Source organism: Thioclava sp. F42-5, from assembly GCF_002213195.1.
GTDB classification, from domain to species: domain Bacteria; phylum Pseudomonadota; class Alphaproteobacteria; order Rhodobacterales; family Rhodobacteraceae; genus Thioclava; species Thioclava nitratireducens.
In genome coordinates, this window is record NZ_NBNZ01000006.1 from 192588 (window position 1) to 206858 (window position 14271).

The window sequence follows — 14271 nt, forward strand, 5'->3', positions numbered from 1 at the left end:
GAATGGCGACGATTTTGCTGTCAGCGGCAGGGGCCGCGATCGGGGCCGGGTTCGGAGGCACGATACTGGGACTCTCCGGCGCGGTGATCGGACGCGCGGTCGGGGCGACCTTGGGCCGGGCCATCGATCAGCAATTGCTGGGAGGCGGTTCAGGCTCGGTCGAGACCGGCCGGGTAGATCGGCTGCGCCTGACGAGCGCGTCCGAGGGCGATGGGCTCGGGCTGCACTGGGGACGCATGCGGGTGGCAGGTCAGGTGATCTGGGCCACGCGTTTCATCGAAACAAAGCACAAGAGCGGCGGCGGCAAGGGCGAGCCGACCTTTATCGAATATAGCTATTCGGTGAGCCTCGCGATGGCTCTGGGCGAGGGGGAGATCCTGCGCGTCGGTCGGATCTGGGCGGATGGGACCGAGCTCGATCCGTCCGATCTGAATATGCGGGTCTACACAGGGTCCGAGGATCAGCAGCCCGATCCGAAAATCGAGGCGGTCGAGGGTGCAGGCGCGGTGCCGAGCTATCGCGGGATCGCCTATGTCGTCTTCGAAAACCTGCAGCTCAAGCCGTTTGGCAACCGGGTGCCGCAATTCACCTTCGAGGTGGTGCGGCCGGCGCAGGGAAAAGGCGTGCGCGGCGCGCCCGATCTGACGCAGACGATCGAGGCGGTGGCGCTGATCCCGGGGACGGGGGAGTATTCGCTCGCGACGCGGCGGGTGAGCGAAGCGGAGCTGCGAGGGGACGGCACCGGGTCGGACCTGATGTATCCGACCGGCTCCTCGCTATCGTTCTTCAGCGGATGGGGCATCGACACTGCGGCGGAGCCGGTAAACCAGCATGCGCCGCATGGCGGAACGGATTTTGCCGCGAGCGTCGAGATGCTCGACGAGGAACTGCCCGGTTGCGGTGCCGTGTCGCTGGTCGTGTCTTGGTTTGGGGACGATCTGCGTTGCGACCGGTGTCAGGTGCGGCCGAAGGTCGGTGATCGCGGGCGCGAGGGCAGGGAGATGCGTTGGTGCGTTTCCGGGGCTGAACGACGCGATGTCGACGAGGTGCCGAAGCTCGACGGGCACTCGATCTATGGAGGCACGCCTGCGGATGCGGCGGTGATCGAGGCGATTGCGGCGCTGCATGCGGCGGGCAAGGCGGTGACGTTTTATCCGTTCATCCTGATGGATCAGCTGGAGGGTAACGCGCTACCCGATCCGTGGAGCGATGCGCGGAGCCAACCGAAGCTGCCGTGGCGGGGGCGGATCACGACATCCGAGGCGCCGGGGCGTGCCGGGTCGCCGGATGGGGCGGCGGCTGCCGTCGATGAGGTGGTGACGTTCTTTGGGGCGGCGCAGGTGACCGATTTTGCGGCGTCGGGCGAGACTGTTACTTATAGCGGGCCGGAGGAATGGTCGTTCCGGCGCTTCATTCTGCATTACGCGCATCTGTGCAAACTGGCTGGCGGGGTGGAGGCGTTCTGCATCGGGTCCGAAATGCGGTCACTTACGCAGATCCGAAGGCCGGGCAACAGTTTCCCGGCGGTGGCGCAACTGGTGCAGTTGGCCCGGGACGTGCGTGCGGTGCTCGGGGCAGAGTGCAAAATCGGCCACGCGGCGGATTGGACCGAGTATTTCGGCTACCAGCCGGGAAATGGCGACCGGTTTTTCCATCTCGATCCGCTCTGGGCCGATGACGATATCGACTTCATCGGGATCGACAATTACATGCCGCTGTCGGATTGGCGGGAGGGCGAGCACCACGCGGACGCGCATTGGGGCACTATCTACGATCTCGATTACCTGCAGTCGAATGTCGAGGGCGGGGAGGGGTTCGACTGGTACTACGCCTCGCCCGAGCATCGCGACGCGCAGATCCGCACGCAGATCACCGATGGCGATCACGGAGAGCCCTGGGTCTGGCGCTACAAGGACATTCGCGGCTGGTGGGAGCATGACCATCACGAGCGGATCGGCGGCGTGCGAATTGAGGAGCCGACGGCCTGGGTGCCGCGCTCGAAGCCGATCTGGTTTACGGAGATGGGCTGCGCCGCGATCGACAAGGGCACCAACGAGCCCAACAAGTTCCTCGATCCGAAAAGCTCGGAAAGTGCGCTGCCGCATTACTCGGACGGGCGGCGGGACGACTACATGCAGATGCAATATCTGCGGGCGATGACATCTTATTGGGGGGATGACGCGCGCAACCCGGTCTCGGAGTTCTATGGCGGCCCGATGGTGGATATGTCGCACGCTCATGTCTGGGCTTGGGACGTGCGACCTTATCCGCAATTTCCCGGGTTGCCGGACCTGTGGGAAGATGCTGCGAATTACGCGCGCGGACATTGGATTTCGGGGCGGGCGACGGCCCAGCCTCTGGCGCATGTGGTGGGCGAGATATGTGCGCTTGCGGGCGTTTCCGTATTCGACGTGAGCGCGCTGCACGGTGTGGTGCGCGGATATGCGATGCCCGGTGGGATCACGCCGCGCGGGGCATTGCAGTCGTTGAGCTTGATCTACGGCTTCGATGCGGTGGAGCGCGACGGGGTGCTGGTGTTCCGGATGCGCGATGCGTCGGTGGATGCGGAGCTTTTGCCTCCGCTGCTGGCGTTGGATGGTGAGGATCAGAGCCTCGAGACGCGGCGCGTCCCGGAGGCAGAGATCGCGGGACGGGTCCGGCTCGCCTATGTCGAGGCCGATGGCAGTTTCGAGACCCGCGCGGTGGAGGCGATCTTTCCTGATGAGATGGATGGCCCAGCCTCCGCGAGCGAGGCGCCCCTGGCATTGACTCGGGCCGAGGGAATTCGTGTCGTCCATCGCTGGCTCGCGGAGGCGCGCGTGGCGCGCGATACGGTGCAGTTCACGCTCCCGCCTTCGATGGGATGGCTCGGGCCGGGGGATGTCGTGGTGCTGCAGACCGAGGAGGGCGCGCTGCGCTACCGGATCGACCGGATGGAACGCGCTGAAGCGATCCGTGTGGAGGCCGTGCGAGCGGAGTCGGGAATTTACGACCCCTCGGAAGAGACCGACGAGGTCGCGCGGATCGGGAGCTTCACGCCCCCGGTGCCGGTGACGCCTGTGTTTCTCGATCTGCCGCTTTTGACCGGGGCGGAAGATCCTTACGCGCCGCATCTTGCGGTCACTGCAAGCCCTTGGCCGGGGGCGGCCGCGCTCTATTCGGCGCTGGAGGATGCGGGCTATGCGCTCAACACGAAGGTTGAGACGCAGGCGGCGGTCGGGGTGACGCAGGCGATCCTGCCGCGCGCGCAGAGCGGTCTGTGGGACCGTGGTCCGGGCTTGCGGGTGAAGATGCTCTCAGGGGAATTGCACAGCGCCAGCGAGGCCAGTGTGCTCGCTGGGCTCAACGCGATGGCGATCGGCGATGGCTCGTCGGATCGGTGGGAGATCTTCCAGTTCGTCACCGCCGAGCCGGTAGAGCCGGGGGTATGGGATATCTCGACCCGGCTGCGAGGGCAGGCGGGCAGCGACGCGGTGATGCCCGATGCCTGGCCGGAGGGTTCGGTCGTCGTGATGCTCGACGGGGCACTGCGCCAGATCGAGGTCGCGCCCTCGGCACGTAATCTGGCGCGCCACTACCGCGTGGGGCCGGCGGGGCGGGGCTATGACGACCCTTCCTATATTCACACGGTTCAGGCCTTCGCGGGGATCGGGTTGCGGCCACTGTCGCCTTGTCATTTGCGCGCAGGGGCGCAGGGCGGCGATCTGCGGCTGAGTTGGGTGCGCCGGACGCGGATCGGGGGCGACGACTGGGAGGCGCTGGACGTGCCTTTGGGGGAGGCGTCCGAGCGCTACCGGGTGCGGGTTCTCGAAGGGCAGACGATCCGGCGCGAAGTGATCGTGAGCACGCCGGAATGGACCTATGGCGCTGCGGAGCGCGCGGAGGACGGGATGATCGCGGCGCCGACCTTCGAGGTGGCGCAGATCTCTGATGTGTTCGGGCCGGGACTACCGGCGCGGCTGATCTGGACGGGATAAGATGCGCGCGGTGCTCGACGGCGATCTGATAACGCTTGCACGGGCGGTGATGCTATGGCCGGAGGAGCGCCGCATGGAGCGACTCCACCGGCTTTTCGATCAAGTCCATGCGGCCGATCGGTACTGCAAGAGGTTGCGTCGTGTGCACCCCTGCTGGGGCAATGGCGCGATCCTGAGCATGGCGCTGAGGATGCCGCGGGCGCGGGCAGGGCCGGGCGATCCACGCTATCTGTCCGCGCTAGGCTGCGTCTGCGCGGGGCTCGCCACGTGGCAATCCATGCGACAGCCCGTAAACCGAAATGATCGAACGCCCCTTCCTCTATCCGCCGAAAAACCTATGTGTTAGGTTCTTGCGCGCGAAGAGGGAGTAATCCGATGAACAAGCAGATGGCAAAGGTTGCAACCGTCGATCCGGTCTGGACGCAGATTTGCGACGAGGCGCGGGCAGCGGTGCGTGACGAGCCACTTCTGGGCGCGCTGATCCATGCGGGGCTGTTGCATCACCCGACGCTGGAACGCGCGCTGGCCTACCGTTTCTCGATGAAGCTGGCCTCGGCGGAGATGAGCGAGCAGATCCTGCGCGAGATCGCCGAGGAAGCTTTCGCGGCCGATCCCGATCTGGGGCAGGCGGCCCGCGCCGATCTCGTCGCCGTGCATGAGCGCGACCCGGCCTGCCACCGCCTGATCCAGCCGTTGTTGTTCTTCAAGGGGTTCCAGGCGCTGCAGAGCTACCGGATTGCGCATTGGCTGTTCACGAACGGGCGTCGCGACATGGCCTATTTCGTGCAGATGCGCGCTTCGGAGCTTTTCGGCGTCGACATCCATCCCGGTGCGAAGATCGGCCGCGGCATCATGATGGACCACGCCCATTCGATCGTGATCGGCGAAACGGCCGTGGTGGGAGACAATGTCTCGATGCTGCATTCGGTGACGCTGGGCGGCACCGGCAAGGAAGACGAGGACCGTCACCCGAAGATCGGCAATGGCGTGCTGATCGGCGCCGGTGCGAAGGTGCTTGGCAATATCCATGTCGGCGACAACAGCCGGATCGCGGCGGGGTCGGTCGTCCTCTCGGACGTGCCTTGCTGCAAGACCGTGGCCGGCGTTCCCGCGAAGATCGTCGGCGAGGCGGGCTGCGAGCGTCCGGCAAGCGAGATGGACCAGCTGCTGCACGGCAGTTGAGCAAAGCTCAGATGGAATAGAGAGGCGGGGCTTCGGCCCCGCTTTTTTGTTGCCTCGCGAAAAGCCTCCAGGCCTCTCGAATGACTGCGCATCGTTTCCTTGGTGAAAATCTCCCCGGGGCGAGTTCGCGAATGCGAAGAGGGGGGCAGCGCCCCCCTCTTCAAAGTCTCGAAACGTGCGGACCGGTCAGGCCAGCATCAGCATCGGGTTCTCGAGGTTCTCGCAGATCGCCTTGAGAAGCTCCGCGCCGAGCGCGCCGTCGATCACGCGGTGATCGACAGAAAGCGTCATCGACATGACGGTCGCCACCTCGATCTCGCCCTCGTCATTCACCACCGGCTGCTTGATGCCTGCACCGACGGCGAGGATCGCGCCATGCGGCGGGTTGATGACCGCGTCGAAATTCTCGATCCCGAACATGCCGAGATTGGAGATCGCGAAGCTGCCGCCCTGATATTCATGCGGCGCGAGCTTGCGGTCGCGGGCCCGGGTCGCGAGGTCTTTCATCTCCGCCGAAAGCGTCGAGAGCGATTTCGCCTCGGCATCTTTCAGCACCGGCGTGAACAGCCCGCCTTCGATCGCGACCGCGACGGCCACGTCCGAGGGCTTCAGCTTGAACACCTTGTCGCCGGCCCAGACCGCATTCGCATCCGGCACCGATTGCAGCGCCAGCGCGCAGGCCTTGATGATGAAGTCGTTGACCGACAGCTTCACGCCACGACCCTCGAGCTGCTTGTTGAGCTGCGAGCGGAATTTCATCAGCGCGTCGAGCTTGACCGAACGACGCAGGTAGAAATGCGGGATCGTCTGCTTGGCCTCGGTGAGGCGCGCGGCAATGGTCTTGCGCATCCCGTTGAGCTCGATCTCCTCGTACTCGCGACCCTCGTACATCTTGGCGATGGCAGAGGAGGATACCGTCGGCGCGGGCGCCGGAACGGGGCTCGCATCCGCGGATTTCGGCGCGTCCGACTTGGCCGGGGCTGCCTTGCCACCTTCGGCGGCTTCGACATCGGCCTTCACGATGCGACCCTTCGGGCCCGAGCCCTTGAGCGAGGCCAGATCGACGCCCTTGTCGGCGGCGATGCGGCGCGCGAGCGGCGAGGCGAAGACGCGCTTGCCATCCGCATCCTGCGGCGCGGCAGGCGCTTTCTCGGTCTTCGGCGCGGCGCCCGCACCTTTCGAGCCGCCGGCTTTCGCGCCGCTTTTCTCGGCGGGCGCGTTGTCGGCTTCCTTGGTCTCTTCCGCGTCCTCGGCCGCTTCGGCCTGAGCCGCGGCCGGGGCAGGGCTTTCGGCCTCGTCCACGGCGGAAGCGTCTTCGCCCTCTTCCAGCAGCACCGCGATCGGGTCGTTGACCTTCACGCCGGAGGTGCCTTCGGCGACGAGGATCTTGCCGATCGTGCCTTCATCCACGGCCTCGAATTCCATCGTGGCCTTGTCGGTCTCGATCTCCGCGATGATGTCGCCCGAGGAGACTTCGTCACCCTCTTTCACGAGCCATTTCGCGAGCGTGCCTTCCTCCATCGTGGGCGACAGGGCGGGCATCAAAATCTGGGTTGCCATTGCGCTATCCCCTTACCGGTAGGTGACTTTTTTGACCGCATCGACGACCTCGTCCGAGGTCACGAGCGCCAGTTTCTCGAGGTTTGCCGCGTAGGGCATGGGCACGTCCTTGCCGGTGCAGTTGATCACCGGGGCGTCGAGCCAGTCGAAGGCGCGCTCCATGATCACGGCCGACAGGTGGTTGCCGAAGCTCGCGACGGGGAAGCCTTCCTCGACGGTCACGCAGCGGTTGGTCTTGCGCACCGAGGCGAGCACCGTGTCGTAATCCACCGGGCGCAGGGTGCGCAGGTCGATCACTTCGGCGTCGATGCCCTCTTTCTCGAGCTTGTCCGCGGCTTCGAGCGCGTGGCTCATACCGATGCCCCAGCTGACGATGGTGACATCCGCGCCTTCGCGCCAGATCTTCGCCTTGCCGAAGGGGATCGTGAAGTCCTCCAGATCCGGTACCTCGAAGCTCCGCCCGTAGAGGATCTCGTTTTCGAGGAAGATCACCGGGTTCGGATCGCGGATCGCGGTTTTCAGTAGACCCTTCGCATCGGCCGCCGAGTAGGGCTGCACGACTTTCAGGCCCGGAACATGGGCATACCATGCGCCGTAATCCTGGCTGTGCTGTGCCGCCACGCGGGCCGCAGCACCGTTCGGACCGCGGAACACCATCGGTGCGCCCATCTGGCCGCCCGACATGTAGAGCGTCTTCGCTGCCGAGTTGATGATCTGGTCCATCGCCTGCATGGCGAAGTTGAAGGTCATGAATTCGACGATCGGGCGCAGGCCACCGAAGGCCGCACCGACGCCGAGACCGGCGAAACCATGCTCGGTGATGGGCGTATCGATCACGCGGCGGTCGCCGAACTCGTCGAGCAGGCCCTGCGTGACCTTGTAGGCGCCCTGGTATTCCGCGACTTCCTCGCCCATCACGAAGACGGTGTCGTCGGCGCGCATTTCTTCGGCCATCGCATCACGCAGCGCCTCGCGGACGGTCTGCGTCTTCATCGGCGTGCCTTCGGGCCAATCCGGCGTGGTGTCGGGCTTGGGCATGTCGTCGCCGTCGTCCGAGGACTTCGCCTTGGCCGGAGTTTTCGCGGGTTCGTCGCTGTCGTCGCTCTCGGCGGCGTCCGACCCGGTGTCGGGCGCTTCGGCCTCTTCCGCGGCGGAGGCGTCTTCGCCTTCTTCCAGCAGTACCGCGATCGGGTCGTTGACCTTCACGCCGGAGGTGCCTTCGGCGACGAGGATCTTGCCCAGCGTGCCTTCGTCGACCGCTTCGAATTCCATCGTGGCCTTGTCGGTCTCGATCTCGGCGATGATGTCACCGGCCGAAATCTCGTCGCCCTCTTTCTTGAGCCATTTCGCCAGCGTGCCCTCTTCCATCGTGGGCGAGAGCGCGGGCATCAGAATCTTGGTTGCCATCTGTCTTTCCCCCCTCAGGCGTTCTGCGGCGCGACATCGGTGTAGATGTCGGTGTAAAGTTCATCCACGGAGGGCTCCGGGCTCTCCTTGGCGAAATCGGCGGCGCCGTTGACGATCGCCTTGATATCCTTGTCGACCTGCTTGAGCTCGTCCTCGGTCGCGTGCTTGCCGGTCAGGAGAAGCTGACGGACCTGCTCGATCGCGTCACGCTCTTCGCGCATCTTCTGCACTTCTTCGCGGGTCCGGTATTTCGCCGGGTCCGACATCGAGTGGCCGCGATAGCGATAGGTCTTGATCTCGAGGATGTAGGGGCCCTTGCCCGCGCGGCAGTGCGCGACGGCCTTCTCGCCAGCCTGCTTCACCGCCAGCACGTCCATCCCGTCGACTTCCTCGCCGGAGATGCCGTAGGCGATGCCGCGCTCGTAGAAGTCGGGCGACTTGGTCGCGCGCTTCACGCTGGTGCCCATCGCGTACTGGTTGTTCTCGATCACGAAAACGACCGGAAGATCCCAGAGCTGCGCCATGTTGTAGGTCTCTGCGACCTGACCCTGGTTCGCCGCACCGTCGCCGAAATAGGTGAAGGTGACGTTGTCGTTGCCCTTGTACTTATCCGCGAAGGCGAGGCCCGCACCGATCGGTACCTGCGCCGCGACGATGCCGTGGCCGCCGTAGAAATGCTTCTCTTTCGAGAACATGTGCATCGAGCCGCCCTTGCCCTTCGAGTAACCGCCGTCGCGGCCCGTGAGCTCGGCCATGACGCCTTTCGGGTCCATCCCGCAGGCGAGCATGTGCCCGTGGTCGCGATAGGAGGTGACGCGCTTGTCGCCTTCCTTCGCCGCAGCCTCGAGGCCGACGACCACCGCTTCCTGCCCGATATAGAGGTGGCAGAAGCCGCCGATCAGACCCATGCCGTAGAGCTGACCGGCCTTCTCTTCGAAGCGCCGGATCAGCAGCATGTCGTGGTAATATTGCTTGAGTTCCTCGGCCGAGACATTCGCGCCCGCTTTGGCGCCGCTCGCCGAGCCTTTCCGTGCTGCCATTGGTCAGACCTCCCTTGGCCGGAATAGTTTAGCGTTAAACCATTCCTTACAGCAATGCCGGGCCGAAGGCAATGACCCCGCGGCATCGCAGGGCGGGAATGGCGCTCACGTTTCAACTAGGGCCGGTGAGGCAGTTTTCGAGCGATGTTTGTGCCGCAAAAACGGGCAGGCCGAGTAGCCTCTCAGCGGATCACGATCTCGTCGGAGCGCATCGCGCCCAGCACTTCGCGCGCCTGACTGTCGAGAAGATCCAGATCGAGGTAATCGTCGGAGAGGCGATGGGTCAGGTTGGCCATCCGGTCGACCTTGGCGCGCAGCGCATCGCGCTCGGCGCGCTTGGCGTCGATCTCCGCTTCGATCTGCACGCGGCTGAGAATGCCGTAGCGTCCCTGTACGGCGGCAAAGGCGAAATAGGCGCCGAGCACCACCGCCACGGTCACGAAAATCAGAGGCCCGATCGTGGGGCGTCTCATAACCATTGTCCTGCCTCTCTCTTCCGTATCGGCCGCGCTCCGTCCCCCGGAGCCGCGTCCTGACCTCTGCCGGGCCCTGTATCTCGAATCATGTCACATGTGATTCGTCATTGGAATCCCCCCTGCGATCAATTCTGCAAAGATTCCGCGCAGAGTTGCGCGTCGGCGAATTGTCTCGCATGCACCGCCCTTGGTTGCGCACAAACTTGTTCCCACCCGCGCATCTGGCTACGCAGGCGCTAATGGAAACGCGCGCATGTGAGCATCTCCGGATTCATCGAGGCGATCGGATCGAAGAAGATTCGGCTCTTCGGCATCACCGCGTCCCCCGCCGCCGATGCGCGGGGGGCAGGCCCTCGTCGCTATCGTGAAGACTATCGGTGATTACATCCTTGAATGGCTGGAAACGCACACGGTGACCGGCGCCCGTCACGTCTGTCTCTACGACACTGGCTGCACCGAGGACACGCTGGCGAAATCGGCGCACGATACGCTTCAGCGTCCGGGCGCTGGAACCGGTGACTGAATATGCGGATACCTCAGAAGAAGATGTCCTCGGCCTCCTGTGCCACGGATACGAAATCCGCCGAGGATGACGGGAAGACCCCGGCATGCACCTCGCGCTCTGCGGGCATGGTGTAACTCGCCTCGACCGCTTCCAAAAAGCTGGCGATGTCATTCGAAATCTCGCCCTGGAAGACATTGTTCGTGTTCGGGGGAAGCGCCGATCGTGCTTCGCTCAGCAAGCGCACCAACGCGGCCCGGCTATCCCGCAAGGGACCATCGCGGTCGGCGCGGACCATATCTGTCATGCCGTCCAACGCGGCGCCGAGTTCTGCCGCGAGGCTCTCCATGGCCCTGACCGCAGAGATATCCGCGCCGCTCTGCTCGTCCGGGGAAAGGAAGACCGCGGCGCTCGACTCCTGCAACAGGGCCAGGCGGACGATCCCGGCGATCCCGGCCGCGATCTCGAGTGTGCAGTCGCGCAGCTGCTCCGACACTTCGAGCGTCGCTCCGCCGTCCGGCCCCAGTCGGCCGGAGACCAGGGTCGCGTTTATCCCGAGCAGCTGGATGCGTTCGTCGAGACGGGATATTTCCGCGGCGGACGCGGCACTGCGGGCGTAAAGGGCCGAGAGAGCGGCCATGTCCGGCGCGATCCGATCACGCTGCGCTGCAAGTTGCTCTGCCCCGGTCGCCAGCCGGCGGGCGCGTTCGGCCACGCCGGCCAGTGATCTTGCCAAGGGAGCCTCGGCGATGCCGGCGAGTTCGACGCGCGCGTTTTCGACCTGCACTCCCATCCGATCGAACTCCGGCAGGGCGGCCTCGATGCCCATCCCCAAGTCGTCGATCGCCGCGTGCAGCTGTCGCTGCGCGAGCGCCCGGGCGGCAGGTTTTACGCCCGCCGGACCGGCCTCGCCGCGCGCCGCCATCGCCTCGACATGTTCCAGCCTCTGCCGTGCCGCGTCACCGCATTGAAGATGGGTCACCGCGCTTTGGAGGGCGGATCCGAGACGTTGCCGCGCTTCTCCGACCTGTTCCACGGCCCGGAGCGGCAAGGAATTGCCACGCAGCGCACGGAGCAGAGCAGAGATTTCCCTTCGAACATCCCCGATGTCTTGCGCGGTCCGTTTCATGCCGCGGATCTCCGGGGCGAGGTGGGCCAGCTGCCGGTCGCCCTGCGCCAGTTCCTCCCCCAGCTCTGCCACCGCGCGATCGATCCTGTCGAGGATTGTCCGGGCCTCCGTGGCGAAGCGCGCCAGCGACCCCTCGTTCATGGCGCGGCTGACGACGAGGGCATTGGTCGCGATCATTCGCGCAAGCCGAATTCTGCGGACCTGAGCGGGGATCAGAGCACGGATCTCTGCGGCATTGCCGAGCAGCATTTCGGCCGCCTCGTCGAGCATGCCGAACTGGGCTTCGACCTTTTCGAGGAGCGTCCCGACGTCGCGCGCTGCCTCGTCGACCCGTTTCAATCCCTCCTGGCCGGACGCCTCGGAGACGCGTCCCAGCATGGTCTGCATCGTACCGAGATCGTCGAGCCGTGCGAATAGCGCGGTCGATGCATTCAGGAAGACGGTTTCCAACTCGCCCGCCAGCTGCGCCGAAACTGTTCGGAGGGCGGCAAGCGACCGCGTGATATCATCGGTCATGCCGCACCGACCCGCATCTCGTACCGCGCGATCTCCGTCGCCAGCCCCTGCAGCGGAACCGCCCGTTCAGCGGCGCCGATGCGCATCGCCTCACCGGGCATCCCCCACACGACCGAGGTCGGCTTGTCCTGAGCAATGGTCTGGGCGCCGACCGCCCGCATCTCGGCCAGCCCGCGCGCGCCGTCATCGCCCATGCCCGTCATCAGGATCCCCAGCGCCGCCGGCCCGGCGGCGATCGCCGCCGAGCGGAACAGAACATCCACTGAAGGTCGATGCCGTGCGACATAGGGCCCATCGAGAATCCCCACGCGATAGCCCGCGCCTTGCCGCCGCAGAATGAGGTGGCGATCGCCCGGTGCGATCAGCACGCTGCCCGGGACGGGGCGGTCGCCATCGACCGCCTCGCTGACACTGACCGAACAGAGACCATCGAGCCGCCGGGCGAAGGCCGCTGTGAATTTCTCCGGCATGTGCTGGACGATCACGACCGGTGGCGTCGTCGGGGCAAGCCGCGGAAGCAGCGTCGCCAGCGCCTCCGTCCCCCCGGTCGAAGCGCCGATCACCACGAGCGGCCCGACGCCGGAGGGGATCGGCGCGCCGGGACGTGGCGGAGGCAGGATGACGTCGGCCGTAAGTTTCGGCCCAGGCGAGAGCTGGGTCGGCTCTGCCTTCAGTCGGGCGGACGCGCGATCGCCGAAGCCGCGAAGTCCGCCTGCCTTCGCAGCGGCGCGTACGGCATCGGAGAGCCGGATCTGTGCTTCCTGCCGGGCCTCGGGCGTGGTCAGGCGCGGCTTGCCCACGACCTCGCGGGCCCCAATTTCCAGCGCGCGCATCGCGGCATGCGAGCCGGCATCGGTATGGCTCGAACAGACGACGACGGGCAGCGGGTGCTGTGCCATTATCTTGGCGAGAAAAGTCAGCCCATTCATACGCGGCAATTCCAGATCCAGCAGCATCACATCGGGCAGCGCATCGCGCATTTTCTCGGCCGCGTCGAAAGCATCGCGGGCGGTCGCGGTCACCCGAATGGCCGGATCCGCGCCCAGAAGTTCGCACAGCGCCTTTCGCGCGGAGGCGCTGTCATCGACGATCAGAACCTTGATCTGCGCCATCATGTTGCTCCTTCGTTGCGGAACACGCCGGGGGCCATCTGAACGAGCGAAGGCACCTGTACGATCATGGACTCGGAATGGCCGACGATCAGGTAGCCGCCGCGACGCAGGTGTCGGGCCAGCGCGGCGAGCACCCGGTGCTGCGTCGGCGGGTCGAAATAGATCAGGACGTTGCGCAGCATGACAACGTCCAGACCGGTTTCGATCGGATAGGGTATCTCCATCAGGTTCATCGGCGCGAACCGAACCCGCGCACGGAGTTCCGGCACAATTCGTGCCTGCCGAACCGGGCCTTTCCTGCCCTGCATGAGATAGGCGTCGCGCAATGCCGGGGGGACCGGCTCCAGATCCGATAGCGGAAAGACGGCGTTTTGCGCGATCTGCAGCACCCGGTGAGAGATGTCGGTGCCGAGTATGGCCCAATCCAGCCGGCGATCAGCCTGTGCCGCGCGGGCCAGCAGCATTGCCGCCGACCAGGCTTCGGCCCCGGTCGAGGCTGCCGCGCTCCAGAGCCGGAACCGGACCGTCCGTCCAGCGGGCGCAGGCGCGAGGCATTCGGGAATGATACGCTCCTCCAGAAAGCGGTAATGTGCCGGCTCCCGGAAGAAGTCGGTCTTGTTGGTGGTTATCAGATCGATGATCCGGGGCAATTCTTCGCGCATTGCTCCATCGTCGAACAGGTGACCGAGATATGCGTCCAGCGTGGGGAGGCCGAGCGCGACCATACGCTTGCGCAGGCGCGACTCGATCATCACGTTTTTAGACTCCCGCAACCGGATGCCGCTGACCTCGTGAACGAGGTCGCGGAACCGATCGAGCCTGGCGTGGCTGGTGCTGGTTGCCGCGTCTACCATTGTCAGGCGGCGAGCGCGGCTGACGCGAGAACAGCGACGTCGTCCGCGAAGAGCCCTTCGACATCCAGCACTGTCACGAAGGCGCCGTCACGCCGACCGATGCCGGCCACCATAGATTCGTGCCATTTCAGCAAATCCGCCTCGGCCAGCGGCCGGGTGACAGCCTCGTCGAGCTCTGTCACCTCGATTACCTGGTCGACCCGGAGCCCGACACTGTGATCGGCGTCACCATCGCCGCGCAGCCCCAGGACAATGATCCGCGTATCTGGCGCGTCATCGCAGTCGGGGCGTCCCAGAAGACGGCGCAGATCGATCACCGGTACCGAAGCGCCGCGCCGGTCGATCAGCCCCAGCAGATGTGCGGGCGTTCGGGGCAGTGGAGTGATTGGCCGCACGTCCAGAATTTCGACCACGGGCGCAACGGGCAGAGCGAAAAGCGTGTCCGCCAGTCCGAAGGTGACGACGGTACGGTGGTTCTGTGTCATGTCTTCGCATCCTTGCTGTGGGACTTGTGTC

General features: G+C 65.4%; 11 protein-coding genes. 3 read left to right on the top strand and 8 right to left on the bottom strand.

Annotated elements, in window-relative coordinates; all coding sequences use genetic code 11:
• Positions 1-2 precede the first annotated feature (2 nt).
• On the top strand, positions 3-3977 hold the full coding sequence (locus B6V74_RS15810; protein WP_088723351.1) for a glycoside hydrolase/phage tail family protein: 3975 nt from the start codon (positions 3-5) through the stop codon (positions 3975-3977).
• Positions 3978-4352: 375 nt separating this feature from the next.
• A complete protein-coding gene (cysE, locus tag B6V74_RS15815; protein WP_075775017.1) occupies positions 4353-5159 on the top strand; it encodes a serine O-acetyltransferase in 807 nt (268 codons plus the stop codon).
• A gap of 186 nt (positions 5160-5345) precedes the next feature.
• Here cysE and B6V74_RS15820 read toward each other — a convergent pair whose 3' ends face one another.
• The 4 genes from B6V74_RS15820 to B6V74_RS15835 form a co-directional block, all read right to left on the bottom strand.
• Positions 5346-6719, bottom strand: a complete 1374-nt coding sequence (locus tag B6V74_RS15820) for a pyruvate dehydrogenase complex dihydrolipoamide acetyltransferase (RefSeq protein WP_088718476.1) — start codon at positions 6717-6719, stop codon at positions 5346-5348.
• Between the two features lie 12 nt (positions 6720-6731).
• Positions 6732-8126 (bottom strand): pyruvate dehydrogenase complex E1 component subunit beta, encoded by a 1395-nt coding sequence (locus B6V74_RS15825; protein WP_075775015.1) that lies wholly within the window; start codon positions 8124-8126, stop codon positions 6732-6734.
• A 14-nt stretch (positions 8127-8140) separates the two neighbouring features.
• Positions 8141-9166: a pyruvate dehydrogenase (acetyl-transferring) E1 component subunit alpha gene (gene pdhA / locus B6V74_RS15830; RefSeq protein WP_075775014.1), complete on the bottom strand. Its 1026-nt coding sequence runs from the start codon at positions 9164-9166 to the stop codon at positions 8141-8143.
• Between the two features lie 182 nt (positions 9167-9348).
• The gene (locus tag B6V74_RS15835; RefSeq protein WP_075775013.1) at positions 9349-9645 is read right to left on the bottom strand and encodes a septum formation initiator family protein; all 297 of its coding nucleotides are present in this window, start codon (positions 9643-9645) and stop codon (positions 9349-9351) included.
• 361 nt (positions 9646-10006) lie between these two features.
• Here B6V74_RS15835 and B6V74_RS19025 point away from each other — a divergent pair, with 361 nt between their 5' ends.
• The gene (locus B6V74_RS19025; RefSeq protein ID WP_168184241.1) at positions 10007-10165 is read left to right on the top strand and encodes a hypothetical protein; all 159 of its coding nucleotides are present in this window, start codon (positions 10007-10009) and stop codon (positions 10163-10165) included.
• 13 nt (positions 10166-10178) lie between these two features.
• On the opposite strand, the gene B6V74_RS15845 is transcribed toward B6V74_RS19025, so the two are convergent.
• From B6V74_RS15845 to B6V74_RS15860, 4 genes are read right to left on the bottom strand one after another with little or no spacing between them, the layout of a single operon-like run.
• A complete protein-coding gene (locus B6V74_RS15845; protein ID WP_088723353.1) occupies positions 10179-11789 on the bottom strand; it encodes a hypothetical protein in 1611 nt (536 codons plus the stop codon).
• Positions 11786-12901, bottom strand: coding sequence for a chemotaxis response regulator protein-glutamate methylesterase (locus tag B6V74_RS15850; protein ID WP_088723394.1), 1116 nt, complete (start codon positions 12899-12901; stop codon positions 11786-11788). The genes B6V74_RS15845 and B6V74_RS15850 overlap by 4 nt, the downstream gene beginning before the upstream one ends.
• Entirely contained in the window at positions 12901-13755 is an 855-nt protein-coding gene (locus B6V74_RS15855; protein WP_088723354.1) for a CheR family methyltransferase, read from the bottom strand. Before B6V74_RS15855 ends, B6V74_RS15850 begins: the two co-directional genes overlap by 1 nt.
• 2 nt (positions 13756-13757) lie before the next feature.
• Positions 13758-14240: a chemotaxis protein CheW gene (locus B6V74_RS15860; RefSeq protein WP_088723355.1), complete on the bottom strand. Its 483-nt coding sequence runs from the start codon at positions 14238-14240 to the stop codon at positions 13758-13760.
• Between the last annotated feature and the right edge of the window lie 31 nt (positions 14241-14271).